21 protein-coding genes and 5 pseudogenes are annotated in these 26,823 nt (G+C 72.2%); 14 read left to right on the top strand and 12 right to left on the bottom strand.

The window, feature by feature from the left end; all coding sequences use genetic code 11:
- Positions 1–159: 159 nt before the first annotated feature.
- A complete protein-coding gene (locus tag ACGF2V_RS29390; RefSeq protein WP_362627229.1) occupies positions 160–1,293 on the top strand; it encodes a PLP-dependent cysteine synthase family protein in 1,134 nt (377 codons plus the stop codon).
- Positions 1,294–1,372: 79 nt separating this feature from the next.
- Here ACGF2V_RS29390 and ACGF2V_RS29385 read toward each other — a convergent pair whose 3' ends face one another.
- The 3 genes from ACGF2V_RS29385 to ACGF2V_RS29375 all read right to left on the bottom strand — a co-directional run bounded on the left by ACGF2V_RS29385 (position 1,373) and on the right by ACGF2V_RS29375 (position 4,481).
- On the bottom strand, positions 1,373–1,852 hold the full coding sequence (locus tag ACGF2V_RS29385) for an SRPBCC family protein (protein WP_362710625.1): 480 nt from the start codon (positions 1,850–1,852) through the stop codon (positions 1,373–1,375).
- Positions 1,853–1,915: 63 nt separating this feature from the next.
- Positions 1,916–3,451, bottom strand: a complete 1,536-nt coding sequence (locus ACGF2V_RS29380; protein WP_362627236.1) for an SDR family oxidoreductase — start codon at positions 3,449–3,451, stop codon at positions 1,916–1,918.
- Between the two features lie 196 nt (positions 3,452–3,647).
- A complete protein-coding gene (locus ACGF2V_RS29375) occupies positions 3,648–4,481 on the bottom strand; it encodes a DeoR/GlpR family DNA-binding transcription regulator (RefSeq protein WP_362627238.1) in 834 nt (277 codons plus the stop codon).
- Between the two features lie 93 nt (positions 4,482–4,574).
- On the opposite strand from ACGF2V_RS29375, the gene ACGF2V_RS29370 reads away from it, so the two are divergent.
- The gene (locus ACGF2V_RS29370; RefSeq protein WP_392913637.1) at positions 4,575–7,052 is read left to right on the top strand and encodes a hypothetical protein; all 2,478 of its coding nucleotides are present in this window, start codon (positions 4,575–4,577) and stop codon (positions 7,050–7,052) included.
- Here the strand turns inward: ACGF2V_RS29370 and ACGF2V_RS29365 are convergent.
- The 3 genes from ACGF2V_RS29365 to ACGF2V_RS29355 all read right to left on the bottom strand — a co-directional run bounded on the left by ACGF2V_RS29365 (position 7,022) and on the right by ACGF2V_RS29355 (position 11,121).
- Positions 7,022–9,448 carry a right-handed parallel beta-helix repeat-containing protein gene (locus ACGF2V_RS29365; RefSeq protein WP_362627241.1) on the bottom strand — a complete coding sequence of 809 codons (2,427 nt, stop codon included), beginning with the start codon at positions 9,446–9,448 and terminating at the stop codon, positions 7,022–7,024. The two genes, ACGF2V_RS29370 and ACGF2V_RS29365, sit on opposite strands and share 31 nt — an antisense overlap.
- Before the next feature lie 151 nt (positions 9,449–9,599).
- A complete protein-coding gene (locus tag ACGF2V_RS29360; RefSeq protein WP_362627244.1) occupies positions 9,600–10,202 on the bottom strand; it encodes a hypothetical protein in 603 nt (200 codons plus the stop codon).
- A gap of 442 nt (positions 10,203–10,644) precedes the next feature.
- A complete protein-coding gene (locus tag ACGF2V_RS29355; RefSeq protein WP_362627247.1) occupies positions 10,645–11,121 on the bottom strand; it encodes a DUF6643 family protein in 477 nt (158 codons plus the stop codon).
- A gap of 254 nt (positions 11,122–11,375) precedes the next feature.
- Here ACGF2V_RS29355 and ACGF2V_RS29350 point away from each other — a divergent pair, with 254 nt between their 5' ends.
- Positions 11,376–12,662, top strand: a complete 1,287-nt coding sequence (locus ACGF2V_RS29350) for a TerD family protein (protein ID WP_362627250.1) — start codon at positions 11,376–11,378, stop codon at positions 12,660–12,662.
- Between the two features lie 51 nt (positions 12,663–12,713).
- On the opposite strand, the gene ACGF2V_RS29345 is transcribed toward ACGF2V_RS29350, so the two are convergent.
- Positions 12,714–13,886: a glycosyltransferase gene (locus ACGF2V_RS29345; protein ID WP_362627253.1), complete on the bottom strand. Its 1,173-nt coding sequence runs from the start codon at positions 13,884–13,886 to the stop codon at positions 12,714–12,716.
- Positions 13,887–13,944: 58 nt separating this feature from the next.
- Between ACGF2V_RS29345 and ACGF2V_RS29340 the strand changes: the two genes are divergently transcribed.
- The 7 genes and pseudogenes from ACGF2V_RS29340 to ACGF2V_RS29310 form a co-directional block, all read left to right on the top strand.
- A complete protein-coding gene (locus ACGF2V_RS29340; protein ID WP_362627256.1) occupies positions 13,945–14,730 on the top strand; it encodes an aspartate/glutamate racemase family protein in 786 nt (261 codons plus the stop codon).
- A 60-nt stretch (positions 14,731–14,790) separates the two neighbouring features.
- Entirely contained in the window at positions 14,791–15,354 is a 564-nt protein-coding gene (locus ACGF2V_RS29335; RefSeq protein WP_362710621.1) for a hypothetical protein, read from the top strand.
- 126 nt (positions 15,355–15,480) lie between these two features.
- On the top strand, positions 15,481–17,082 hold the full coding sequence (gene lnt, locus ACGF2V_RS29330; RefSeq protein ID WP_362710618.1) for an apolipoprotein N-acyltransferase: 1,602 nt from the start codon (positions 15,481–15,483) through the stop codon (positions 17,080–17,082).
- A gap of 326 nt (positions 17,083–17,408) precedes the next feature.
- Positions 17,409–17,888 (top strand): NUDIX domain-containing protein, encoded by a 480-nt coding sequence (locus ACGF2V_RS29325; RefSeq protein ID WP_362627265.1) that lies wholly within the window; start codon positions 17,409–17,411, stop codon positions 17,886–17,888.
- Between the two features lie 106 nt (positions 17,889–17,994).
- Positions 17,995–19,449, top strand: a complete 1,455-nt coding sequence (locus tag ACGF2V_RS29320; protein ID WP_362710615.1) for a ricin-type beta-trefoil lectin domain protein — start codon at positions 17,995–17,997, stop codon at positions 19,447–19,449.
- A gap of 130 nt (positions 19,450–19,579) precedes the next feature.
- Positions 19,580–20,629 (top strand): carbon-nitrogen hydrolase family protein, encoded by a 1,050-nt coding sequence (locus ACGF2V_RS29315; RefSeq protein WP_362627271.1) that lies wholly within the window; start codon positions 19,580–19,582, stop codon positions 20,627–20,629.
- Positions 20,630–20,715: 86 nt separating this feature from the next.
- A pseudogene (locus tag ACGF2V_RS29310) lies at positions 20,716–21,054 on the top strand (SpoIIE family protein phosphatase); the annotation flags it as partial.
- Positions 21,055–21,124: 70 nt separating this feature from the next.
- On the opposite strand, the gene ACGF2V_RS29305 reads toward ACGF2V_RS29310, so the two are convergent.
- Positions 21,125–21,922 carry a uracil-DNA glycosylase gene (locus ACGF2V_RS29305; protein ID WP_362710612.1) on the bottom strand — a complete coding sequence of 266 codons (798 nt, stop codon included), beginning with the start codon at positions 21,920–21,922 and terminating at the stop codon, positions 21,125–21,127.
- A 206-nt stretch (positions 21,923–22,128) separates the two neighbouring features.
- On the opposite strand from ACGF2V_RS29305, the gene ACGF2V_RS29300 reads away from it, so the two are divergent.
- The gene (locus tag ACGF2V_RS29300) at positions 22,129–22,491 is read left to right on the top strand and encodes a DUF488 family protein (RefSeq protein WP_362710609.1); all 363 of its coding nucleotides are present in this window, start codon (positions 22,129–22,131) and stop codon (positions 22,489–22,491) included.
- 140 nt (positions 22,492–22,631) lie between these two features.
- The gene (locus ACGF2V_RS29295; RefSeq protein WP_362627280.1) at positions 22,632–23,036 is read left to right on the top strand and encodes an STAS domain-containing protein; all 405 of its coding nucleotides are present in this window, start codon (positions 22,632–22,634) and stop codon (positions 23,034–23,036) included.
- A gap of 201 nt (positions 23,037–23,237) precedes the next feature.
- On the opposite strand, the gene ACGF2V_RS29290 is transcribed toward ACGF2V_RS29295, so the two are convergent.
- Complete coding sequence (locus ACGF2V_RS29290) at positions 23,238–23,645, bottom strand: RidA family protein (protein ID WP_362710606.1); 408 nt, start codon at positions 23,643–23,645, stop codon at positions 23,238–23,240.
- A 136-nt stretch (positions 23,646–23,781) separates the two neighbouring features.
- On the opposite strand from ACGF2V_RS29290, the pseudogene ACGF2V_RS29285 reads away from it, so the two are divergent.
- Positions 23,782–24,194, top strand: a pseudogene (locus ACGF2V_RS29285) (winged helix-turn-helix transcriptional regulator).
- Positions 24,195–24,515: 321 nt separating this feature from the next.
- Here ACGF2V_RS29285 and ACGF2V_RS29280 read toward each other — a convergent pair.
- Positions 24,516–25,352: an AraC family transcriptional regulator gene (locus ACGF2V_RS29280; protein WP_362710604.1), complete on the bottom strand. Its 837-nt coding sequence runs from the start codon at positions 25,350–25,352 to the stop codon at positions 24,516–24,518.
- 149 nt (positions 25,353–25,501) lie between these two features.
- Positions 25,502–25,669 (bottom strand): annotated as a pseudogene (locus ACGF2V_RS29275) (transposase); the annotation flags it as partial.
- Between the two features lie 132 nt (positions 25,670–25,801).
- Between ACGF2V_RS29275 and ACGF2V_RS29270 the strand changes: the two are divergent.
- A pseudogene (locus tag ACGF2V_RS29270) lies at positions 25,802–26,620 on the top strand (ISAs1 family transposase); the annotation flags it as partial.
- An 87-nt stretch (positions 26,621–26,707) separates the two neighbouring features.
- Here ACGF2V_RS29270 and ACGF2V_RS29265 read toward each other — a convergent pair.
- A pseudogene (locus tag ACGF2V_RS29265) lies at positions 26,708–26,823 on the bottom strand (transposase); the annotation flags it as partial.

The following is a 26,823-nucleotide window of genomic DNA, read 5'->3' as shown; positions in this document are numbered from 1 at the left end:
CGGGACCGTCGCGCCAGGTCGCGTCCCGGCGCATGGGCGCGCCCGTACCGCGCGCCGGGGCCAAGCCAAGGCTATGGCCCATCAAAGGAAACGTTTGTGCAGGTGAGGGGAATATCGTGGGCGGCGTGGAGTTCCGGTGACACGAGGAGGAGCGCGCCCATGAGCACGGTTCAGCAGGGACACGACGACCCGGTCACGTCGACCGTCGACGTCGACCGTTCCGACCCCGGATACCGGGCCTGGCTCAAGGAAGCCGTCCGCAAGGTCCAGGCGGACGCCAACCGCTCCGCCGACACCCACCTGCTGCGCTTCCCGCTGCCCGAGGCATGGGGCATCGACCTCTACCTCAAGGACGAGTCGACGCACCCCACCGGCAGCCTCAAGCACCGGCTGGCGCGCTCGCTCTTCCTCTACGGGCTCTGCAACGGCTGGATCCGGCCGGGCAAGCCGGTGATCGAGGCGTCCAGCGGCTCCACGGCCGTCTCGGAGGCGTACTTCGCCAAGCTGATCGGCGTTCCGTTCATCGCCGTCATGCCCCGCACCACCAGCCCCGAGAAGTGCCGACTGATCGAATTCCACGGAGGCCGGTGCCACTTCGTCGACGACTCCCGCACGATGTACGAGGAATCCGCCGCGCTCGCCGCCGACACCGGCGGCCACTACATGGACCAGTTCACCTACGCCGAACGGGCCACCGACTGGCGCGGCAACAACAACATCGCCGAGTCCGTCTACCAGCAGCTCAGACTGGAGCGCTACCCGGAGCCGGCATGGATCGTCGCCACGGCAGGGACGGGCGGCACCTCGGCGACCATCGCGCGCTATGTGCACTACATGCAGTACGACACCCGGATCTGCGTGCCCGACCCGGAGAACTCCTGTTTCTTCGACGGCTGGACCCGGAACGACCCGCTGGCCACCAGCGACTGCGGTTCCCGCATCGAGGGCATCGGCCGGCCCCGGATGGAGCCGAGCTTCCTCCCCGGGGCGATCGACCGGATGATGAAGGTGCCGGACGCGGCCAGCGTCGCCGCCGTCCGCGCCCTGGAGAAGGCCATCGGCCGCAAGGCGGGCGGCTCCACCGGCACCGGCCTGTGGAGCGCGTTCAAACTGGTCGCCGAGATGGTGGAGCGGGGCAGCACGGGCAGTGTCGTCACGCTGATCTGCGACCCCGGCGACCGCTACCTCGACAAGTACTACTCCGACGACTGGGTCGCCGGGCAGGGCCTGGACATCGCCCCGTACGCGAAGACCATCGACGCCTTCCTGGGCGGAGAGGGCTGGTCGGGGTAGCAGGGGCGGCCGGGGCGTGGATCCCCTCCCGGACACGGCCCGGCGCCGGGCCCGTCCCGCGGCGGGCCCGCGGACCGGCTCACGCCCGGGGACCGGCCAGCCGCCCGTCGAGCGTGCGCACCGCGTCCCGGAACGCCCGGCCCAACCCGGAGCGGCCCAGCCGCAGGACGAACCGGAAGGGCCCGGGACCGTCCGCGGCGAACGTCCACCGCACCCGCGTGCCGGCCCCGTCCGGCGTGAGCAGCCACTCCTCCACCAGGGCCCGGACTCCGGGGGCGCCCGCCTCGTCGACCCGGTAGGCGTACCGCTCGCCGGGATCCGCCGCCAGGATCGTCTCGCGCAGCACCGCGCCGCCCTTGAGCCGGACCTCCCGCCCCGTCCCCGTGCCCGTGGGCCGGGCCGCCGTGACCGAGGTGAACCAGTGAGGCCAGTCCGCCACCTCGTCGGCGAGGGCGCGGTAGACCCTCTCGGGAGGCGCGGACATCCCGGCGGCGAACACCAGGCGCACGGGAGCGGAATCGACGAAGTCGATCCCCACGGAACGCAGTCGGCGGGACACGGGCGCACCTCCGTGCGGTCGGCGGCGGCGTACGGGACCGCGCACACGATAGCTGATGCTCCGTCAGATGTCTTCGCCTGCAACGCCATCAGCCCCGGGGCGTCGCGGGGCCGAGTGCGCGGCGGCGGCGATATTACGGGCCATGCCGCCGAACACCACCGCGTGGAACGGCCACACGCTCCACCAGTAGGCATGGCCGAGCAGCCCGCGCGGGTGGAACAGTGCGCGCTGCCGGTAGACCGTGCGCCCGCGCCCGTCACGCACCACCGACAGTTCGAGCCACGCCGGACCGGGCAGCCGCATCTCCGCGCGCAGCCGCAGCAGCTCACCGGGGACGATCTCCTCCACACGCCAGAAGTCCAGCGAGTCGCCCACCCGCAGCCGCTGCCGGTCCCGCCGCCCGCGCCGCAGCCCGACACCCCCGAAGATCCGGTCGAGCCACCCCCGCAAGGCCCAGGCGAGCGGGAACGAGTACCAGCCGTTCTCGCCGCCGACGCCCTCGATCACCCGCCACAGCGCCTCCGGCGCTGCCGACACCGTCAGCTCCCGTTCGTCGAGGTAGAGCGTGCCGCCCGACCAGTCCGGGTCCGTGGGCAGGGGATCACTGGGCGCGCCGGGGACCGAGGCGGAGGACCAACGGGTGTCCACCCGTGCCTCCTTGACCCGCTGGAGTGCCAGCCGCAGCGCCTGGTCGAAGCCGAGGGCACCGCCCGGCGGATCGGGCACGTACCGGGCGATGTCGTGCTCGCGGCAGACCACCTCGTGCCGCAGCGACTCCGCCAGCGGCCGGGCGATCGAGGGCGGCACCGGGGTCACCAGCCCGATCCACAGGCCGGAGAGCCCTGGGGTGAGCACCGGGACCGACAGGATCAACCGGCGCGGCAGCCCGGCGACCTCCGCGTACCGGCGCATCATGTCCCGGTACGTCATGACGTCCGGGCCACCGATGTCGAAAGCGCGGTTCACCTCGGCGGGCAGCCCGGCGCAGCCGACGAGATACCGGATCACGTCCCGCACCGCGATCGGCTGGATCGACGTGCGCACCCAGCTCGGGGTGACCATCACCGGCAGCCGCTCCGTGAGGTGGCGCAGGATCTCGAAGGAGGCCGAGCCCGACCCGATGACGACCGCGGCCCGCAGCACGGCCGTCGGCACCCCGGAACCGAGCAGTACCCGCCCCACCTCGGCCCGCGACCGCAGATGCGGGGACAGCTCCCGCTCGGGCACCCCGTATGGGGTGAGCGCGCCGAGGTACACGATCCGCCCGACCCCCGCGGCCCGCGCCTGCTCGCCGAAGATCCGGGCCGCCTCGCGGTCCCGCTCCTCGAAGCCCGCCCCGGAGCCGAGCGCGTGCACCAGGTAGTACGCCACGTCCACGTCCCGCATCGCGGCCCGCAGGGACCCGGCGTCCCGGACGTCGGCCGCCACCACCTCGACCCGGTCCGCCCACGGATGGTCGCGCAGCCTCCGGGGATCCCGTGCCGTCGCACGCACGCGGTGACCGGCGTCGAGCAATGCCGGCACCAGGCGCCCGCCGATGTACCCGGTGGCCCCCGTCACCAGACAGCGCAGCCGTGTATCGTCCGAGGATTCGTTCACCCCCCGAGTCTTCCACCGGACCGGCGCACGGGGACCGGTGAACGGCTCCGAACGGCGGCACGGGCCACCCGTACCGGCCATCCGCGCCGCCGCCGTCCGGGGCCCGGCCGGGTCGGCGCCCACGCGTCGCACGCGAACCCGGCCCTCGTCCGCGGGGCCGCGAGCCGACCCGGGACCTCGGGCGTCGTCCAGGACCTCAGACGTCGTCCGGGGCCGGCTCGGCCACCAGGAGGCCCGGCAGGTGCTCCTCGATCTCCTCGCGGGCCGCCGCCGACAGCCCCGCGTCCGTCACGAAGGTGTCCACCTGATCCAGTCCGGCGAACGAACTCAGGCCCACCGTGCCCCACTTGGTGTGGTCCGCGACCACCACCACACGCCGCGCGGACTGGACGAAACGGCGGTTGGTCTCGGCCTCCGCCAGATTCGGTGTCGACAGACCGGCCTCCACCGAGATCCCGTGCACCCCGAGGAACAGCACGTCGAAGTGGAGCGAGGCGATCGCCTGGTCGGCGACCGGACCGACCAGCGAGTCGGACGGGGTCCGCACCCCGCCCGTGAGCACCACCGTGGCGGCTTTGGAGCGCGCCCCGCCCGCCGCGTTCGCACGCTGCGCGGAGTGGAACACGTCGGCGACGCGCACCGAGTTGGTCACCACCGTCAGATCCGGTACGTCCACCAGCCGCCGGGCCAGCGCGTACGTCGTCGTGCCGCCGGAGAGCGCGACGGCACTGCCGGGCACCACCATCGCCGCCGCCACCCGCGCGATGTCCTCCTTGGCGGTCGGCTCCAGGGCGGACTTGGCCTCGAAACCGGGTTCGTGGGTGCTGGGCTCGACCACCGGGACGGCGCCGCCGTGCACCTTCTCGATCACACCCCGGCGGGCCAGCGCGTCCAGATCCCGGCGCACGGTCATGTCGGAGACGTTCAGTCTGCGGGTCAGCTCGTTCACCCGGACCCCGCCCCGCCTGCGCACCTCGTCGAGGATCAGGGCACGCCGCTGCTCCGCGAGCAGGTTCTGATTCTCGCTCAACGCCGGTCCTTTCCTTCCCGCCGACCGCCAGCCCTCCGGAACGGGATCATCCTGCCACGCGGTGTCGTCGGCCGACGCAGTGGGGAGATTCCGATGAGAGCGGCGTGGGCCCCGCCGGTCCGCGACAATCCTGGTGACTGTCCATCAGGCCCCCCACGAGCAAGAGAGCGAGTCACCTCAGTGCCACCTGCCACCCAGGCCCCGTCGCCGGGGCCAGCGCTGGAGCTGCTGGTCCACGGCGTGGGCGGCGCCACCCCCCAGGAGATGCTCGACGACCCCCGCGTGGTCCGGATCACCGGCGACGCGACCGCCGCCGTCTACCGGCGCCCCGGGGACACGGACGCCGAGCAGCACCCGGAGCGGTACCGCGACCGGCCCATCGAAGAGGCCTACTGCTGGTCCAACCTCACCTCCGGCAACGGCTCCCGGGCGCTGTGGCTGCTGCTGCTCCCGTTCATGGTCGTCAACCTCGCCCACTGGATGCGCCCCACGGCCCGGGCCCGCACCCGCGCGGTGCGCCTGTACGGCGTCCTCGTCCGACTCGTCGCGCTCAGCCTCACGATCCTGCTGACCGCGGCGGCGTGCGAGGTCGCGCTGGACCTGACGGCCTGGCAGTGCGCGGGCGTCCCGGACTGCTCGGACCGGCGGTCCTGGCTCGGCTTCCTGTCGTCGGCGCGGGGCGGCTGGTGGTCCCAGCCGGGGCGGCGGCTGGCCGTCGCGGCGCTGGTGCCCACGGCCCTGGTGGCACTGCTGTGGCTCCTGTCCAACCGGACGTGGAGCGCGTACGAGTCGCAGCGCCCGCTCACCGCCTTCGGACCGGACGACCCCGACCCGGGCACCGGAGACGGGCCCGGCGCCCCCGGGGTCTCGGCCGAGGGCCGCCCGGCCCTCGGCAGGCCCGGCTTCTGGTACGGCCGCCGGCTGGTCGCCCGGCTGCGCGCCGCCCACACCGCCGCCGGGTTCCTCACCGTCGCGGCGTTCGTCGCGGGCGCCGCCGCCCGCCACGACCGCGCCGCCCCCAGCCCCGTTCCCGTCGTCTTCGGCCGCTTCGTCGAGGCGGCCCTCGTGGCGGGCGCGCTGGTCGTGCTCTGGGTCGTCTGCCGCCGCGGGCGCAGCGAACGGCGCCTGGACAACCGGCTCGACCGCGCCCTCGTCACCTCCCTCCCGGGCGCCGCACTGGCCCTGCTCGTCCTCGCCGGCGGGTACGCCGCCTGGTCGCGCCCCGGCTGGGTCTCCACGGGCGCCCTGCCCGGGCACCTCGCCTTCGGCGTCCTCACGCTCGCCCAGGTGGTGCTCGTGCTCCTGCTCGCCGGGGTGGCCCTCGGTCTCCACCGCAGGACACCCGAACCCCGCACCGTCCTGCTCGGACTGGGCGGACCGGTGGTGGCCATGCTCGCCTGCGCGCTCGGCGGCGTCATGACCGGAGGGGTCGCCCAGCGCGTCGCCGACTGGCTCGACGGCCCCGGCACACCGGGCACGGCCGGTGCCGTCATCCAGGGACCGCCGGTGCTGCTGAGCTGGCAGGCCGCGGTCATCCCGGTGCTGCTGGCGCTTCTCGTCGTCCCCGGCCTCCTGCTCCTCGTCCGTACCTGGCTCACCGCCCGCGCGCTGGAGCCCGGGATCGAGAGGGAGTACGGCCAGGAGCGGCCGGACCCCGCCCGGACGCGGCAGATCGCCCGGATCCGGGCCGCGGCGGCCCTCACCGACTCCGCCCCCGCGATCGCCGGGCCGATCGCGGGGGCCACGCTGCTGCTGGGCGCGGTGGCGGTCTGGGGCGCCTGGGCGAGCGGCGAGGTTCCCGGGGTCGCGCTGAAGGGGAACGGCGCGTTCGCCGAGGCCGTGGCCGAGGCGGCCCAGTCCACCGGATCCTGGCTGATCGGGTTCGGCTTCATACTGTTCGTCACCTCGGGGCGACGCGCCTACCGCGACGCCTCCGCGCGGCGCACGATCGGCATCCTTTGGGACGTCGGCACGTTCTGGCCGCGCGCCGCCCACCCCTTCGCGCCGCCCTGCTACGCCGAGCGAGCCGTCCCCGACCTGGTGTCGCGGATGTCCGGCTGGACCGGGCTCACCGGTGGCCGACTCGTCATCTCCGGCCATTCCCAGGGCAGCGTCCTCGCCGCGTCGGCGGTGTGGCAGCTGCCCGCGGCGACCCGGGGCCGGGTCGCCCTGCTCACCTACGGTTCGCCGATCGAGCGCCTGTACGGGCGCTGGTTCCCGGCCTACTTCGGCGCCGTACCGCTGCACGCCCTGCACCGCACCGTGAACTGCTGGCGCAATCTCTGGCGGGCCACCGACCCGATCGGCGGCCGGGTCGGGCTCGACGAGGCGCCGGGACCCGCGGTGGACCGGGGGCCGCTGAAGGACCCCCTGGTCTACGGACGCACGCCCGAACACCCGCTGCCCGAGCCCGTGCTGGGGCACTTCGACTACCAGGCCGACCCGGTCTTCGCCGAGGAGCGGACCGCGCTGCTCGACCGCCTCGGCCCCCTCCTGCCCCGTCAGGCGGCGGCGGACGCGTCACCGAAGTCGCCGCGTTCTCAAGGGAGTTCCGGAAGGTCCTCCGGGTAGAGCAGGCTGAGGTCGTCCGTGCTCGGCGCGGAGAGCTGGGCGACCCGGCCCGCGTGCCGCTCCACCATCGACTCGAACGTCCCGCGCGCGGTGCGGCCGTTGCCGAAGGCCGGGCCCTTGGGCAGTTCGGTGAAGTACTTCAGCAGTGCCTCACCGGTGCCGGGGGCCAGGCTGTACTCGTGCTCGTCGGCCTGCTGCTCGACGATCCGGAGCAGTTCGGAGGGCTCGTAGTCGCCGAAGGTGATGGTGCGTGAGAAGCGGGACGCCACGCCCGGGTTGATGGTCAGGAACCGTTCCATCTCGTGGGTGTACCCGGCGACGATCACGACCACCGCGTCCCGGTGGTCCTCCATCAGCTTCACGAGCGTGTCGATCGCCTCGCGGCCGAAGTCGCGGCCGGAGTCCTCGGGCGACAGGGCGTACGCCTCGTCGATGAACAGCACCCCGCCGCGCGCCCGGTCGAACGCCTCCTGGGTGCGGATGGCGGTCGACCCGATGTGCTCACCCACCAGATCGACACGGGACACCTCGACCAGATGTCCCCGTTCCAGCACCCCGAGCGAGGCGAGGATCTCGCCGTACAGCCGGGCCACCGTGGTCTTACCGGTGCCTGGGGAGCCGGTGAAGACGAGGTGGCGCCGTACCGACGCCGCCTTGAGGCCCGCCTCCTGGCGCCGCCGTCCGACCTCGATCATGTCGGTGAGGGCGCGCACCTCCCGCTTGACGCTGTCCAGGCCCACCAGGGCGTCCAGTTCGCCGAGGACGGTGTCCGGGTCGCGCGCCGGGCGGGCGGGCGGCTGCGCCGATGCCGGATCGGCGGCGCGCGGACCGGGAACCGCCCCCAGCAGCCCGGGGGAGGCCGGCTGGGTGGCGGTCAGCACGGCGGGCGCCGCGGGGGCGGGGGAGCGCAACGCGCTCTCGTCGCTCGTGCAGTCCTCCACGACGGGCCCGGTGCCCTGGCCGTCGCCGCCGTCGGCGAACTCGTAACCGCCGCGGGCGCACCGCTCGGTGCGGCACCGGGTCAGCGTCGTGCGGCAGCCGTCCATCACGTGGAAGCCGTAGCCCTCGCTGCCGGTGACCCGGCAGTCGTGGAAAGTGCCGCGGCCTTCGGCGGAGACGTAGAAACCGGCCTCGGTGGGCGAGGTGACCGTGCAGCGCTCGATCGTCGGGTCGGCGCCCTTGGTGACGATCACTCCGGTCTGTGCCGTGTCGATGGTGCAGTTGTTCAGCGTGCCGCCGCTGCCGTGGTCGCGGAACCAGGCGCCGGTGGACGTCTCGCGGATGCGGCAGTCGTCGAGCTGGGCCGTCGCCCCGTCGCTCACGGACACCGCGGTGTTGCGGATCTGCGAGAGGTCGCTGTCGACGACGTCGGCGCGCGACCCCCGGTCGAGCACGAACAGGGCGTCCGGCACGTCGTGGAGCCGGCAGGAGTCCAGGATCACCGTCGCCCCGTCGCTGACCCAGACCGCGGGGTAGTCGCCCGTACTGTCGTGGATCTCGCACTGATTGGCGTCGACGCGGGTGCCCGGATCCCAGACCGAGAGCCCGTTGCGGCCGAACCGGCGCACGGTGGAACGGGTCAGGGTCAGGACCGAACGGGACCGCAGATCCACCGCGTTCTCGGGGACGTCGTGGATGTCGCAGTCGGCCAGGGTCAGCACGGCGTCGGTGTCGAGCGTGACCCCGTCCGCCGAAGTGCGGTGCACCGTGCAGTCGGTGAGATGGGCCGCCGCACGGGCCGACACCTGTATCCCGCTGCCCTTGATCTCGTAGACCTCGCAGCCGACGGCCTCCAGACCGCTGCCCTCGCCGGTGACGCTCAGCCCCGAGCCCGAGGCGTGATGGATCCGGCAGCGCTCCAGCCGCGGATGCGCGCCGTCCCGTACCGAGACACCGGACTGGCCGGCCGAGACGACCTCGCACTGCTCGAACACCCCGCCCGCGCCGTCGAGTACGGCGATGCCGGCCCCGGCGGGGTTGTCGACCGTGCACCGGCGCACCGTGGGCCGGCCCGCCCCGCGCACCTCGATCCCGGCGGCCGAACGCGTGACGATGCGCAGATCCGCGAGCTCCGGCGCCCCGTCCTCGACGAGCAGCGCCGGGGCCGTCGAGTCCTGGCCCTCCACATGTACATCGGTGACGACGGCGGAGGAACGGACGGTCAGCGGGACACCGTCCACCGGCGCGATCCGCACCGAGCCGACCGAGCCCTCGGCCCCGCGCAGTGTCACCGCGCGGTGCAGGACCAGATTCTCCCGGTAGGTGCCCGGAGCGACGGTGAGGACGTCGCCGTCCGCGGCGGCCTCCAGGGCCGCGGTGAGGGTGGGGTATTCGCCTGTGCGGCGCCGCCACCGCGATGTGCCGGTGTGTGTCACCTGGACCGTGCCCTGTGCCATGGCGCTGTTGTGCCCCCACCTCGTGCGTGTGTGATGCCCGTGTCACCGGCCTCCGGGCAGCGGCGCCCACGGGTCCGCCCGCCGACGAAGCGGGCGGGCCGGTCCACCGTAGCGCGCGCGGCGGGCGGGAGTTGACCGGAGCGGCCGCCGATCAGGTGCCCGTCCCCGTCCTGCCCCAGTCCGGACCGGTCTCGGCCCAGGCGCGGTCGATACCGGCGTGGCGTGAGCGGATCATGTGCCGGACGATCAGACGACGGAGGCACTCGATCAGCCCGGCGGCGAGCATCGCCGCGCCGAGTCCGGCCAGCACCGCGTGCGCACGGGCCGTCGGCGCGTCCATGGGGCGCGGTACGGCGTGGCCCGCGCGGTCCGTCCAGATCCTCACCCCGGTCCCCGGGGCGGTCCTCCCGGACGGCGCGGTCACCGTACCGCGGCGTTCCGTGCCGTCCGGGGCCCGCCATCGCGCCACCACCGACGCCCGCGCGGCGCGCTCCGACGTCCCCTCGGGATCGGCGGCGTGACCGGGCGCCGCCGGGCCCAGCACGACCGCGGTCGTGGCGCGCCGCTGCGCCCGCTCGGCGCGCGCCGAGCGCTGGAGGGCGTCGTCCGTGAGAGCTCCGCACACCCCGCCCAGGGCCGGTGCCACCAGCGTCATGAGAAGCAGCGCGACCAGGGCCACCCACGCCTCGCGCCGGTCGGTGGCGCGGCGCAGGGGATTGTGCCGCCACCGCCATACTCCCGCGGCCGCTCGCACGCTCCCGCACTCCTTTCCCTGTCCGTCGCGGCCCGATACGGCACGCCTCGCACCTCGATGCGGTGAGGGGCGAGCGACGTCACCCGCCCCCGTGGCCAACGCACCGGCCACGCGCGCGGGTTCCCGGGGAGCGGGGCGACGGCCCGTCGGGAGCGGACGCGCGGGCCGTGAACCGCATCCGCCCGGCCGGAGAACGAGGAGGCCGCCGACGAGTCCCATGGCTCGACGACGACCTCGGTGCGACCGCGCGACTCCCGCTCGGTACGGTCAGGGCCCTTCTAGTGCCGTGAGGGGCAAGGTTTGCCCGTCAAGGAGCACGTCCGGTGCGTGCTCTCGGTGTGCCGGCCGGAAGCCCTCGTACTGGATGTACTTGGGTTTTCGGCCGGTGCGGCGAGAGGGCGTGCCGGGCGTCGCGACGGGGCGAACGTTGCCTGATGCGGCACTAGTACCCCCGGCTCGGGTGGGGGCGGTTGTACGGGTCCTCGTAGTGAGGAGCGGGCGCCGGAGCGGGGCGCGGTGACGCCGGGCGCATCGCCTCGTACCCGGTGGCGGGCGCGGGCCGCTGCTGCTGCGGTGCATAGGGCGCCGGGTACCCGCCACGGACCGCGCCCGGCTGCTGCGGGATGTACGGCGTCGGGGCGTTCTGCAGCTGCGGGGGCTGCGTCGGCGCGTACCCCTGCTGGGGCGGCTGCTGGTATCCGTACGGCGGCGCGGGCTGGGAGGGCGCCGCCGGGAGTGCGGGCAGCGCCGCCGGGAGGGCCGGCAGATGGCTGCCGCCGGTGTCATAGGCGGCAGGCACTCGAATCGGAGCGATCTGAGGGGCGCCCCGCTCCGCGACCAGGGAGTCGTAGATCGGAGTGTCGGGGAACGACGACGCAGCGTAGTAGCCGCTGCCGTAGGTGGAGCGGGGGGACGTCATGCCACCTAAGTTAAGCCCACGATGAGCTGGTTGGGGAGTCTGACAAGAGGGTTGTTTTGCGTGTTGTGGGGGAACCTCGTTCCCCAATCCGAGCGAACTTGGGAAAAAGGGGCACCAAAGTGTGTTGGAATCGTGTAAAGGCGTGAGTTCCTGACGGATGAACGGCTGATCGCCGGACTCCTCCCGCACCGATGTGCCCGCGGCCGACGGGGCATTAGGTTGCGGAGAATGGCCTTCGGCCGACCGGGCTCGAGATGGGGGCGATCATGACCATGCAAAAAGGCGCCAATGTTCCGGTGGCGGCCCGATCCGTACGGGTCGAATTGGGGTGGCGCACCTCGCCGGGGACACCGGACGTGGACGGATCGGCACTCCTGCTCGTATCGGGAAAGGTGCGCGACGACGCCGACTTCGTCTTTTACAACCAGCCCGCCCACGCCTCGGGCGCCGTACGCCACGAGGGCAGGCGGACCACCGCTGACGGGGCGACGGACAACCTCGCCGTCGACCTGGCACGCGTCGAGCCGGTCATCGAGCGCGTGGTCCTGGCGGCCTCGGCGGATGGCGGCACCTTCGGCCGGGTGACGGGGCTGTACATACGGATCACGGACGCGGCGGACGGCTCGCAGATCGCCCGCTTCGACAGCGCGGACGCGACGGTCGAGACCGCGTTCATCCTCGGCGAACTATACCGACGCCAGGGCAACTGGAAATTCCGCGCCGTCGGCCAGGGATACGCCACCGGCCTGGAGGGCCTGGCGACGGACTTCGGAATTTCGGTCGATGAACCACAGCGCCCCCAGACGTATCCCCAACCTCAATCGCCTCAACAGGCAACACGGGTGGACCGGGTGCCCCCGACCCCGCCGGCAACGCCTCCGGCCGCTGCCGCTCCCGCCCCCGTCCGGCTGTCGAAGGTCACGCTCACCAAACACGCGCCGTCGGTCTCCCTCGCCAAACAGGGCGGCACTTCCGGACTGCTCCGGGTCAATCTCAACTGGGAAGTCCGTAAACAGTTCACGGGCTGGGGGCGCAAACTCGGCAGAGCGGTCGCCCACCACGCGGATCTCGACCTCGATCTCTGCGCCCTCTACGAACTCACCGACGGCCGCAAGGGAGTCGTGCAGGCGCTCGGGAACGCGTTCGGAGCGCTCCGGCAGCCCCCGTACATCCACCTCGACGGCGACGACCGCACCGGCGCCGTCACCACCGGCGAGAACCTCACCGTCAACCTCGATCAGAAGGACAGGTTCCGCCGGGTCCTGATCTTCGTCACCATCTACGAGGGCGCTCGGAGCTTCGCCGACCTCCACGCGACGGTCACCCTCCAGCCCCAGCACGGCGCGCCGATCGACTTCTCCCTCGACGAGTGCACCGTCCCGTCCACCGTCTGCGCCCTCGCCCTCCTCACCAACGACGGGGGAGATCTCACCGTGCAGCGCGAGGCCCGCTACCTCGTGCCCCAGCGCGGAGTCAGCCCGCAGCGCACCATCGACTACGCCTACGGGTGGGGAATGAACTGGACGCCCGGCCGCAAATGACCCCCGGACGTCCGGACGGCACCGGCGTCATCGGCCCACGGCCGGCTCCGTTCACCGGTCCGGCGCGGCCTCGGGACGGGCGTACGTACGCCCCTTCCAGGCCGCGCCCCGCCCCCGGTGGTGCCGCACCGCCGAATCGACCGTCATCAGCAGGTACAGCAGGGCGGTGAACGGCAGCAGCGGAGCGGACCACGGCGACTGCCGGTAGTAGCGCAGCATCGGCAGATACGTTCCGGCCATCACCGCCCACGCCGCACCGCCCGCCCATGCCGCCACCGGGTCGCCGCCCAGCAGCCCGGCGACGAGCGTGACCGGCGGCGCCTGATACACCAGCGCGAGCCCCAGCACCGTCCCGACGAGCAGCACCGGACTGTGCCGCAGCTGGGCGTACGCGCTGCGCGACACCATCCGCCACAGATCGGCCAGCCGCGGGTACGGCCGCACGCTGTCCACCCGCTCCGCGAGCCCCAGCCAGATCCGCCCGCCGCCGCGCCGCACCGCCCGTGCCAGCGACACGTCGTCGATCACCGCCTGCCGGATCGACTCCGGCAGCCGGGCCCGGTCCGCGGCCTTTGCCCGCAGCAGCACGCATCCGCCCGCCGCCGCTGCCGTGCGCGCCCCCGCCCGGTTCACCCACCGGAACGGATAGAGCTGCGAGAAGAAGTACACGAAGGCGGGCACGACCAGACGTTCCCAGAAGCTCGACACCCGCAGCCGGGCCATCTGCGAGACCAGGTCGAAGCCGCCCGACACGGCGGCGGAGACCAGCTCCCGCAGGCTGTCCGGCTCATGCGCGATGTCGGCGTCCGTCAGCAGCAGGTACTCCGGACGCCGCGCCCGGGCCAGCGCGATCCCGTGCCGCACGGCCCAGAGCTTGCCCGTCCAGCCCGGCTCCGGCTCGCCCGGCGACGCCACCGTCACCGGCAGCCCGCCGTACCGCACGGACAGCGCGCGGGCGACGTCCCCGGTCCCGTCCTCGCTGCAGTCGTCGACGAGGAAGACCTCCGCGACACCCGGATAGTCCTGTGCCAGCAGCGACGGCAGACTCACGGGTAACATGTCTGCTTCGTCACGTGCGGGCACGACGATCGCGACCGATGGCCAGCGCTCCAGGGCCCGGCGGACGGGCATCCGCTGATCGGTGCGCCAGAAGAACCCCTGTCCCAGCAGCAACCACACCCACGCGGCCAGCGAACCCGCGGCGATCCAGGCAACGGCACTCATTCGCCGCAGTCTGCCCCACTGCGGAGGAATCGCAAGGGCGGTCGACTATGGTGACCGGGTGAAGATCGCGCTCATGGACTCCGGAATCGGCCTCCTCGCGGCAGCCGGGGCGGTGCGCAGGCTGAGACCCGACGCCGATCTCGTGCTCTCCTCCGACCCCTGCGGCATGCCCTGGGGGCCGCGCACGCCCGAGGACCTCACCGCCCGTGCGCTGGACGTGGCCCGCGCCGCCGCCGCCCAGCGGCCGGACGCGCTGATCGTCGCCTGCAACACGGCCACCGTGCACGCGCTGCCGACCCTCCGCGCCGAGCTGGAACCCACACTGCCGGTCATCGGAACCGTCCCCGCCATCAAGCCGTCCGCCGCGGGCGGCGGCCCCATCGCGATCTGGGCCACCCCCGCCACCACCGGCAGCCTCTACCAGCGCGGACTCATCCGGGAATTCGCCGGCTCCGTCGACGTCACCGAGATCCCGTGCCCGGGGCTCGCCGACGCCGTGGAGCACGCGGACGAAGCGGCCGTCGACCGCGCCGTCGCCGCGGCCGCCGCGCTCACCCCGCGCGACGCCCGGGCCGTGGTCCTCGGCTGCACCCACTACGAACTGGTCGCCGAACGCATCCGCGCCGCCCTGCGGGAGCGCGGCCTGCCCCCCGTCGCGCTGCACGGGTCCGCCGGTGCCGTCGCCGCCCAGGCGCTGCGCCGCATCGGGGTGGCCCCCGCTCCGTCGGCCCAACCGGCCGGTGGTCTCACCGTCCTTCTCGGCGGACACCCCGGCGACCTGCCGCAGGCCGCTCTGGCCTACACCGAGGGGCAGCTCCTCGGGGCCGTCGCCCCCGCCCGCTGACCCGGATCCGGGCCCTCGGAGCGTTCCCCGGCGTGCGGCCCCGTGAGTACGCTGCTTGACATGAGGGACCATCCCCGAGAACCGAGGCGCACCGGGGCCGAGCCCGAAGCCGACGTCTGGATCGGCCGGGCCACCAACCGGATCCAGTGGGTGCTGGCCGCCGCGGGCGCCGCCTGTCTGGCACTGGGCGTCCAGCTGGCCGTCACCTCCGACTGGGCATCCGGGACCGCCCCGCTGCTGATGTCCGTGATCGGCTGCGTGACCGCCGGACTGCTCATGCTCTTCGGCACCCTGGCCTTCGTGAACGTGGCGGTCAAGGTCGACGGCGACGCACTGGAGGTGCGCTGCGGCCACATGGGCCTGCCGCGCCGCCGGATCCTGCTGACCCATGTGGTGGGCGCGGAATACGCCCCCCGGGTCACCCCCCGGCAGTGGGGCGGCTGGGGCTACCGCTGGCGTCCCGAGCAGGGCACCGCCGTGGTGGTCCGCAGGGGCGAGGGCCTGGTGCTCCGGCTCGGCGACGGCCGGACGTTCACCATCACCGTCGACGACGCGGAGGCGGGCGTGCGGTTCATCCGCGAACGGCTGCGCCTGCCGAGGACGGGCGCGGCGGCCGGGACCTGAGCGGCACGAGGCGGGCGACGGAGGAGCCGACGCCACCCGTACCGGCGTCAGCGGGCGGGAGTGCCGGGACGGGAGTGCCGGGACGGGAGTGCCGGACGCACAACCGATGACCGTAGACTCCGCCGGGTGAGCGCCACCATCACGTCGGTCGACGACCCGCAGCAGCCCCGACCCGCCCCCGCGCCCGCGCGCGGACGGCTGATCCCCGGCCTCGTACGGTCCGCGGCGGCCGTCGGCTCGGGCCTGCTGCTGTACCTGAGCTTCCCGCCCCGGCCCCTGTGGTGGCTGGTCCTGCCGGGCTTCGCCCTGCTCGGCTGGGTGCTCCACGGACGCCGGCCGCGCGCCGGCTTCGGTCTCGGCCTGCTCGCCGGACTCGGCTTCATGCTGCCGCTGCTGCACTGGACCGGTGAGGAGGTCGGCCCGGTGCCGTGGCTGGCACTCGCCGCGGCCGAGGCGCTGTTCATCGCCGTCGGCTGCCTCGGGATCACCGCCGTCTCGCGCCTCGCGTGCTGGCCGGTGTGGGCGGCCGCGGTCTGGGCCCTGGACGAGGGAGTCCGGGCCCGGGTACCGTTCGGCGGCTTCCCCTGGGGGAAGATCGCCTTCGGACAGGCGGACGGCGTGTTCCTGCCGCTCGCGGCGGTGGGCGGCACGCCGCTGCTCTCCTTCGCCGTGGTGCTGTGCGGCTTCGGCCTCTACGAGGCGGTGCGCCAATTCCGTACGTACCGGAGCACGCGTGAGGTCCCCCGGGGCACCGTCGCCGCCACGGCCGCCTGCGTCCTCGCTCCCGTCGCCGCCGCGTTCGCCGCCCTGCCGCTCGTGGACGACTCGGCCGAGGACGGCACCGCGACCGTCGCCGCCATCCAGGGCAATGTGCCGAGGCTCGGACTCGACTTCAACGCCCAGCGCCGCGCCGTGCTCGACAACCACGCGCGCCGCACCGAACAGCTCGCCCGGGACGTGAAGGCGGGCAAGGCGCCCAAGCCCGACTTCGTGCTGTGGCCGGAGAACTCCTCCGACCTCGACCCCTACCGCAACGCCGACGCCCGCATCGTCATCGACGAAGCGGTGAAGGCGATCGGTGTGCCCACCGTGATCGGGGCGGTCGTCGCGCCCGACACGGGCAACCTGCGCAACACCCTCATCCGGTGGGAACCGGGGAAGGGACCCGTCGAAACCTACGACAAGCGCCACATCCAGCCGTTCGGCGAGTACATCCCGATGCGCTCGGTCGCCCGCTTCTTCAGCTCCGACGTGGACCGGGTGCAAAGGGACTTCGGCCCTGGGAAGAAGGTCGGCGTCTTCGACCTGTCCGGCACCCGCACCGGGCTCGTGACCTGTTACGAGGCCGCGTTCGACGACGCGGTACGGGACACCGTCGACCACGGGGCCCAGCTGATCGCCGTGCCCAGCAACAACGCCACCTTCGGGCGCAGCGAGATGACCTACCAGCAGCTCGCCATGTCCCGGGTCCGCGCGGTCGAGCACAGCAGGTCCGTCGTCGTCCCCGTCACCAGCGGGGTCAGCGCGATCATCCGGCCCGACGGCACCGTCGTCCAGCAGACGAGGCTGTTCACCCCGGACGCGCTCGTCGACGAGGTGCCCCTGCGGTCCTCGCAGACGCCCGCCACCCGCCTCGGCGTACTTCCCGAGGCGGTCCTCGCGCTGATCGCCGCTGCGGGGCTCGGTCTGACCGCCGTCCGCGCGGTACGGATCCGGCGCGGCCGGTGAAGCACGGACCGCTCGGGACGTCCCCGTGCACCCGCCTGCACCTGTGCCGAAACCGCGTCTCGGGGACGGGGCGGGACCGCGCTCGCGCGCTGCCCGGCGGCACCGATGGCCCGGCGGCACCGGTGGAGCACCCGCCCCGCGCCCCCTACCGCCGCCGCGCTGATCGAACGGGGAGGGACAGCGGCTGAGGGATGTCGCGCTGCTCCCCGGCGGGTGTGCGACGACAGGTGCGGCACCTCGACGCGTTGTCGGTACATCCGGACGCATCCGACGCCGCGCGCTGATCCATCACGGATCACGGGACAGCCCCTTATAGGGTCGGGCCCATGGCCACTCCTGAGTTCATCCGCCGTATCCGCGCCACCGCGGGCCACCAGTTGCTCCTGCTGCCGGGGGTGACCGCCGTGGTCTTCGACGACGAGGGCAGAGTGCTCCTCGGTCGGCGCTCCGACACCGGCAAGTGGGCGCTCATCGGGGGCATCTGCGAGCCGGGCGAACAGCCCGCGGCCACGGCCGAACGCGAGGTGTACGAGGAGACCGCCGTGCACTGCGTGGCGGAGCGGGTGGTGCTCACGCAGGCCCTCGAACCGGTCGAGTACGCCAACGGGGACCGCTGCCAGTACCTCGACGTCACGTTCCGCTGCCGGGCGACGGGCGGCGAGGCACGGGTCAACGACGACGAGTCGCTGGACGTCGGCTGGTACCCGGTGGACGCGCTGCCGCCGCTGAACGAGTTCTCGCGGTTCAGGATCAAGCAGGCCCTGACCGACGAACCCACCTGGTTCGCACCCACCGCCCGGCCCTGACTCCGGCACCCGCCGGGCCGCCGCACCCTCGTGTCCGACCCGCCGACCGGGTGTGCCGCGCGGCGGGTCGGTTGGTTCCGGGCATCCGCGTGGTGATCATCCGCAGATGGACCACAGCGCGCGAGACAAGGCCCGGGGCGGACGCCGCCCCGTCCGCCGCACACTGGCGGCGGCCGCGGCGCTCTGCGCCCTGCTGGGTCCCGCCTCGGCCTCCGTGCCCGTCGCGTCCCCCGGCCCCGGCACGGCGGCCGAGGCGCAGGCGGAGCCGGTGCGGTGCCGTCGCACCCTGGTGGGCGTGGCGCACCCCGACGACGACCTGTTCTTCCTGAACCCGGAGATCGCGCGGACGATCCGGGCGAGATGCCCGGTCCACACCGTGTACCTGACCGCCGGGGACGACGCCGTGCGCGACCGCACGCAGGCGCTGGAGTACGTGGACCGCAGGCAGTACGGGGTACGGGCGGCCTACGCGTCCATGGCCGGGGCCGCCGACGGCTGGAAGCGGTCCGACGTACGGGCCGGCGGCATCCGCGTCCGGTCGTTCCTGCTGGCCGGCCGGCCACCCGGAACCGCGATCCGGCTCACCTTCCTCGATCTCCACGACGGGCTTCCGCACGGCCAGGAGGCCGAGAGCGTGCTCAGACTCTTCGACGGGAGCAGGCGGAGCGTCCGCGGGTTCCCGGACGGCCCGGGCTTCACCGAGGAACGGCTGGTCACCACGCTCCGCACGCTGGCTCGGACGACTCGCGCGGAACGGATCCTGACCATGGATCACGACAACGCGTCCTTCGCGTTCGGTCTCGGCGGCGGCGTCGACCACAGCGACCACGGCGTCGCCGCCCGCTACTTCAGGCGAGTGGGCTACGCCCTCGGGGTTCCCGTGACGTCGTACCTCGGCTACCGGATGTCGGCGCTGGGCGCGAACCTCACGCCCGCGCAGGCCGCCGGAAAGGAGCGGGTGGTGCGCTGGTACGTCGCCCGGCGCCGGTGCCATGCCACCGGCCGGTGCGCGCAGGTGCCGCCCTACCGCGGGCCGCTCCAGGAGGACTGGAACCTGTGGATCCGTCGGCAGTACCCACAGGTGCACCGGTCTCCGGGGCCCGGTGAGGTCCTCGGGGACATCGGACGGACCACGTACGCCGCCGGTCCGGACCCGGCCCGGTGCCTCGACGCGGCGGGCAGCCGCGCCGGGGCCCGGGCGGTCCGCATCCGCGCGTGCGACGGATCCCCGGCCCAGCGGTGGCGGATGCGGAGCGACGGCACCATCGGCCTGTGGGGCGAGACGCACTCCTGCCTCACGGCCGTCGGCGCGGGAGCCGCGCTCGAACCCTGCCGCGACGGCGCCGTGAACCAGGAATGGACCCGTGTGCCGTGGCGGAGCGCTCCATGGAAGCGCATGGCGTGGCGGATCGAGAGCGCCGCCGACCACCGCTGCCTGTACCAGGACGACCGTGAACTGCCCGCCCACTGGGACAGCCGGGACCGTTCCGGCCCCCGGCTGGTCCGCACCGATTGCACCGGCCCGGCCCGGCCCGAACAGTACTGGCGGTGGGGCGGGTGACGACCGGATCGCGCCGGTAGCGGCACACGCGGCGCCGAACGATGGCACACTGCCACCGACCGATCCGCCGACGCATCCTGGTCCGGCGAGCCCCGGACGTCCCGGCGGGCCGCCGGGATCATCGATCACCGTGGTGCGCGCCGTCTTCGAGGGGGCCCAGTTGCCATCTCCCGTGTCAGGGAAGCGCACCGTCGCGGCCGTGCACGCCGCGCCCGTGTTCATGGACACCGAGGCGACCGTCGACAAGGCCGTCGGCTTTGTCGAACAGGCCGGCCGGCAGGGCATCGACCTGCTGGTGTTCCCCGAGACGTTCGTGCCCGGCTACCCGTACTGGATCGAGGCGTACGCCCCGCTGGACCAGCAGGGCGCCGACGCAGCCTACGCCGAGGCGTCCGTAGAGGTGCCCGGACCACAGATCGCCCGGGTCCGGTCCGCCTGCCGCCGTGCCGGGACCGGCGTGGTCCTCGGCGTCAGCGAACGGCTCGCGGGCACCCGCACCTGTTTCAACAGCCAGGTCTTCATCGACCCCGACGGCTCCCTCCTCGGAGTGCACCGCAAGCTCCAGCCCACCTATGCCGAACGGATGGTGTGGGCCCAGGGAGGCGGTTCGACGCTCGGCGTGTTCGACAGTGCCCTGGGCCGGATCGGCGGCCTGGCCTGCTGGGAGCACACCATGAACCTGGCCCGGCAGGCCCTGATCGTCCAGGGCCAGGAGATCCACGCGGCGGCCTGGCCCGGTCTGTCCACCATGGCCGGCTTCGAGGCCGTCGCCGACGTCCAGATCGACGCCATGATGAAGACGCACGCGCTCACCGCCCAGGTCTTCGTGATCGCCGCGGGCAACCCGGTCGACGAGACGTGCCTGCGGTGGATGACGGACACCCTCGGACCGCAGAAGCACATCACCGGGGGCGGCGGCTGGTCGGCCGTGATCCACCCCTTCAACCAGTACCTGGCGGGCCCGCACACCGGCCCGGAGGAGAAGCTCGTCGCCGCCGGGATCGACCTCGCCGACATCGCCGCCGTCAAGGTCTGGGTCGACTCGCGCGGTCATTACGCGCGACCGGAGATCCTCGGCCTGCGCGTCGACCGGCGACCGCTCTGGCCCGACGAGGGACGCCGGGAGTGGCCCGCTGCCCCCGACGAGGACACCGCCGCGCCGACGAGCGACGCGGACTGAGGCGGGATCAGGCGGGCAACCGCGGCACGCTCCGGACGAGCCGGCGGGTGTACGGGTGGACCGGAGTGCCCAGCACCTGCGCCGTCCTGCTCGACCAGGCCACCGACCCGCCCCTGGGAGCCCGTCCCACCACGTCCCGCGCCCTCAGTCCGCCGTTCCCTGCACCTCGGGCACCACGCTCGTGCCCTACACCGACGGACTCATCGAACGCCGCGGCGAGGGCATCGACGCCGGCCTCCACCGGCTCACCGCCGTCTTCGCCGCCAACCCGCGCCTCAGCCCTGAACACCTCGCCGATACCCTGCTGTCCCGCCTCGCTGTCCCGCCTCGGCCTCAGCAGCGGCGGAGACGACGACATCGCGCTGATCGTCGCACGCTTGCAACCCCTCCGCGCCCCGGTGCCCACGCCCTTCTGCCCAGGGTGATCTCCTGCCCCGTACCTCTCCCATCGTGCACCACCGGACGTTCCCGACGCCTGGCATCAGAAACCGGCAATCAGGAGGCGCGGGACTGCCGGTGGCGCCGTTCCAGTGGGAGCCCTGCGATGACGGCTCCCCGGTGCAGTACGTCGCGGAGCATGGCGGGGGTGAGGGTCCGGGTGGACATGTTGCGCCGGCTGGGGTGGTATCCGCCGACCAGGTGCACGTGCCGTTCACTGCTTGCGTCAGTGAGGACGGCCTCGGCACCGTGCCCGAAGGCCGGGCGGGGGCGGGGCAGCTGCCAGCCCGCGTCCGTCAGCACCGGCAGCAGCGCCTGCCAGGCGAAGCCGCCGAGCACCACGATGGCCCGCAGGGTCGGGCGCAGAATCTCCAGTTCGCGGGCGAGCCACGGGCGGCAGGTGTCGCGCTCACCGGTTGTGGGCCGGTTGCCGGGCGGTGCGCAGTGCACCGGCACCGTGATCCGCACCCCGTACAGCTCCAGCCCGTCGCCCCGGTGGGTTGCGGTGGGCTGGGAAACCAGCCCGATGTCGTACAGGGCGGCGTACAGGGCGTCGCCGGACGGGTCGCCGGTGAAGATGCGCCCGGTGCGGTTGCCACCGTGCGCGGCCGGGGCCAGCCCGACGATGCCCAGCGCCGCGTCCGTGGGGCCGAAGCCGGGCACGGGTCTGCCCCAGTACTCCCAGTCCCGAAACCCCCTGCGCTTGACCCTGGCGGCCTCCTCGCGCCAGGCCACCAGGCGCGGGCACGCCCGGCAGGTGGCCACCGCCGCGTCCAGTTCGCTCACCGAGCTCACCTGGGGGGCCGTCCGTGCGGGAAAATCAGGTGACTCGGGCGGGGGACGTCTGCTGGGCACATCGTGCTCCTCGTCAATACGCCGTACGGGACGCCGTCGCTCAGCACCCGGGTGCCGGTGGGCTGACCCGTCAGGATCCTGACGGGTTCGCACGAGCCAGCCCCGATAAAATGGGCGAGTCGGGACCATCCGCTTCGCAGCAGGGCACAGGGCTGTCCACCCCACTCAACGCGGGGGGTGGCCAGTCGATCTGGAAGGGCACCATCATGGCCGAACAGATCACCTATCGCAGAATTTACGAGGAGACTGCGCCGAAGGGCGCCAAGCGCGTGCTGGTCGACCGGGTGTGGCCCCGGGGCATGCGCAAGGAGGACGCACATCTGGACGAGTGGCTGCGCGATGTCGCCCCCTCCAGTGAGCTGCGCAAGTGGTACAGCCATGAGCCCAGCCGCTTCACCGAATTCCGACGCCGCTATCTGGCGGAGCTACGCGACGCCGGGCACCGCGAGGCGGCCGAACATCTGCGTGGCCTTGCGGCGCACGACAGACTCATGCTGCTGACCGCCACCAAGGACGTGGACCACAGCCAGGCCGCTGTTCTCGCCGAGTGGCTGACCAAAAGCCGTTGACCGGCAGTGAGGCGCTGGCGGGGTGGCGGTCACGGGTTCAGGTGAACTTGCGCTTCCCAGGTCGCGGCAGAGGCTGGCGATCTTCTGCGCAATCGTGCCAGGCACCCTGCGCCGTCCGTGAATGACGAAGAGGGATGGCAATGCGAACGAACATCATCCGGCACGAGAGCGTGATGGCCAGCTACGACGTGGTCAACGGCTGGACCGTTGTCGAGGCCGACGGTGAGGTGGACGCCCACACCGCCCCCATGATCCGGGAAGGAGTGATCAAACTCCTCGATGAGGGACACCGCCACTTCGTCCTGGATCTGGGCTTCGTCACCTTCATGGACTCGATGGGGCTGGGCGTGATCGTGGCGATCACCAAACGCATCCGTGAACGCGACGGCTCGCTGCGCATCGCTTCCGTCTCCGGCCGAATGCTGAAGATCTTCGACCTGAGCGGCATGCGCGAGAGCTACGAGATCTACCCATCGACAGCGGAAGCAACGGGGTCAGCTCCCTCGCCCGGCAGCCTCGCGCACTGGCCCCATCGCTCCGACTGAGAAACGCTGCCGCTTCGCCGAGTTTGTACTCCGGGCACGAGGTGACGGCGCCAGCGTGGTCGGAGGTGAGCGCGTTCACGCCGCTGGCGGGAAAGTGGAAGGAGCAGAAGACCTGGCCGGGTGACGTCTGCGCGGTGATGTGGATGGTGAGGCGGGCCTGCCGAGTGCACCGAACCCGGGCTCCGGGCGGGGATCACCTGTTCAGTCGATGACTGCGGTGGCTTCGACCTCGACCAGGATGTCGGGCCCGGCCAGCGCGGCGACGCCCACCCCTGTGAGCGGCGGGGCCGGGCTGATCCCGAGCTTCGCGGCCGCGCGAGCGATCCCCTCCGTCAGCAGGGGCATCTTGTCGGGGGTCCAGTCGACGAGGTAGACGGTCAGTTTTGCCACGTCGTCGAAGGAGGCGCCGACCTCTGCCAGGGCCGTGCCGACGTTGAGGTAGCACTGCTCGACCTGAGCGGCGAGGTCACCTTCGCCGACCGTGACCCCGTCGGTATCGCAGGCGACCTGCCCGGCGATGAAGACCAGCTTCGACCCGGTCGCTACCGACACCTGCCGGTAGAGGTCGGTCTTCATCAGTCCTTCGGGGTTTGCCAGGGTGATGGCCATACTGACTCCTTGCCATGAGGCCTCGTGGGCTCGCTTCCACCGAGCCAGGACACGTGGTCTCTTGTGGTTACTGAGGAACCGTAGGAGAGTTCCGCCTGGCAGGGAAGAACGCACTTTTCAGTGACTGGGGAACCTCATGGTGACCAAGCAGCTCAACGGCTCACCCGACGAAGCAGACCTGACGCGCCGGACTCTCTGGCGCGGGAGATCTTCTCGGACGTCGCCAACAAGTGGGCGCTCTTGATCATCGAGTCCCTCGGTGAAGGCACCATGCGCTTCAGTGAATTGCGGGACAAGGTCGAGGGCATCAGCCGCAAGATGCTCACCCAGAACCTGCGCATGCTGGAGCGCAACGGCCTGGTCGACCGAAACGTGCACCCCACCGTGCCGCCCCGGGTCGAGTACGCCCTCGCAGAGGCGGGCCAAGCCCTCCGGGCGACCGTCGATGGAATGTGTGACTGGACCCACCGCTACCTCGGTCACATCGAGGCATCCCGCCACCGCTTCGACGCCCCCGCGACGCCGCCCCCCATTGGTCGGTCGGTCTGAGCTCAGGGGTCTGTGACCGCGGAGAACGGGAAGGGCTGTGCAGACGCACAGCCCTTCCCCGGCCCGAGTGCCACCTCCGGCCGCAGCCCACGCTCGCGCGTCACGTCCCGCTTGTCGAGCCTGCCCGCGTTCCCGGGTCGCAGCAGGGGGTGGGCCGCCACCCCGCCCAGTTGGCTTACCGCGCGGCCCCGAGTCGGCAAGCAGGTTTGACGTGTTTCCAGCGGACACCCAGTTGCTCAATGCGTGTTGGGCATATCGACAGCGAGTTAGCCGATCCCTCACCCTTGTCCGCGATGGTGCACGCCTCCGCGGCCCTTCCCCCTATGGGCACGTTGTAGCCTTTATCCCGCAGATACTCCTGACAATCCAGGCAGTGACCGTGTGGTCTTCCCGCTGGAAGAGGCGGTGCAGGTAGCCAGTGGAGATGTGGTGCGCGGCGGCTATGGTGCTCGGGGCCAATTGCGGCTCGTGCAGGTGCTGTTGGACGAAGGCTCGGATGCGTAGGACGAGGGCCTGTCGGTGGGTTTCCGGAGGGGTGTCTGCGTCGAGGGCGTGGGCGAACAGTGCAGAGAGGAGGTCGACCACCACGGTCCCCAGACGGGGGCCGTCGTCGGGTCGGTAGGAGCTGGAGTCTCGGGCCACTTGGGTGAGGAACTGGGCGATCAGTGTCCCGACGCCCTCACGCCCTGACAGTCGTCGCATGAGCAGTCCGTCAATGGCGTTCTCCGGCAGTGGCAGCAGTTTTCGGGGGACGAAGAGCCCTGTACCCAGGATGGTGCCCTCGCCGTGGCTGGTGATCGCCCGCATGAGGTGGGGGCATGAGGTGTCGTGGAGCACCAGGTCGTACGGTTCGTAATGCGCCTCGTGATCGGGGCTGGTGAGTCTCATGGTCCCGCGTAGGGGGAGTGAGAGGTGGTACAACTCGGGGTCAGACCGCCGAATCAGCTTCCGTGTCCGCCGCAGGGTCATTGGTGGGTGCTCCATCGTCCACAGCTGTACGGCCCCCAGTGCCAGGATGCGCTGCGATGCCGCGAAGTCCGCCGCGTGATCGCTGTCGACCTCGGCCGGCACGTACGTCTGGGAGACATACTCACGCCAGCAGTCGAATCGGCCCGACGCGAGCACGTCCTGTGTACGGAAAGCCTTCTCGGTCAGCATTCCCCCTCCTCGGCTCCTTGTGAATCCCTGACCGCTTGCCTCTTGCCTTCTCCGTGATGAAGGCCGGGAAGGATTACCGGGACTCTTGCGGAAAGCCCCGGCCTTCACGCCGGGGATGAATGCATCTCCAGACTGCTCTGACGTGCACGTTAGAGCGGACGTTTTTGCTGCTCGATGTACTGGCGGACGATCGCCAACGGTGCTCCGCCGCACGATGCGGAGAAATACGAGGGCGACCACAGGTGGCCGTGCATGATGGCGCGGTTGATCCGGCCGGTGAACTCCTGCCGTATCCGGCGAGCGGAGACGCCCTTGAGGCCAGGGCTTCGGCGTAGTCGCGTGATGCCCGGTTCATGATGATCTGCCAGTTCGGCAGTGCCCCGGAACGTGACAGGCACGGCTTCCAAGATCATGGAGTTCTCGACGCCCCGTGATCCGAGTGGAAGACCGTGCCTGCCGACGCATCATCGCTGATCCCGCCTGCCCTTGACCAGCTCCGCGAGCATCCCGGGGTCGTATCCGCCGAGGTCCCGCGCCTGCTGGAGCGGCTGGCCGAGGTGCCCGACCCACGAGACCCACGCGGCGTACGGCACGCTCTGGTTGCCGTGCTCGCGCTGACCGCGTGCGCGGTTCTGGCGGGGGCGACCTCTGTGCTGGCAGTCAGCGAGTGGATCGCCGACGCCCCGCCGCACATCCTTCAACGCCTCGGCCTACGCCTCGACCCACTGTTCCCGAAGCGGTTCCTGCCTGCAGAAACGACGGTCCGGCGGCTGCTGGCCCGCATCGACGGCGACGCATTGGACCGGGCCGTCGGGAGCTGGCTCGCGGACCGTCGGCCGAAGAGGGCCGAGGCCGCCGGGCTGCGCGGCCTGACCGTGGACGGCAAGAGCCTGCGAGGTGCGGCCAAGGCGAAAGGCCGGAAGATCCATCTGCTCGCCGCGCTGGAACACACCACAGGCCTGGTCCTGGCCCAACTGGACGTCGGCGAGAAGACGAACGAGATCACCTGCTTCCAGCCACTGCTGGACACCGTCGCCGACCTGGCAGGAACCGTCGTCACCAGCGACGCGATGCACACCCAGCGCGAGCACGCCGACTACCTCCTCGGCCGGGGCGCCCACTACATCGTGATCGTCAAGGGCAACCAGAAGAAGCTCCGCCGACAGCTCAAGTCCCTTCCCTGGAAAGGCATCCCGCTTCAGGGCCGCACCAAGGGTGTCGGCCACGGCCGCTCGGAGATCCGCCGGATCAAGGCCGCCACCGTGAACAGCCTCCTCTTCCCCGGAGCCCGCCAGGCCGTCCAGATCAAGCGCCGCCGCACCGACCGCAAGACCGGCAGGACCAAACCGGGCATCACGCGACTTCGCCGAGGCCCTGCCCTTGAGGCTGTTGACCAGCTTCGAGACGGCGACCTTGGGCGGGTAGTGCACCAGGAGGTGGACGTGATCGCGTTCTCCGTTGAACTCCTTCA

Source organism: Streptomyces sp. NPDC047982, from assembly GCF_043204165.1.
Classification (GTDB): Bacteria; Actinomycetota; Actinomycetes; order Streptomycetales; family Streptomycetaceae; genus Streptomyces.
This window is presented reverse-complemented; position numbering and strand designations above follow the sequence as displayed.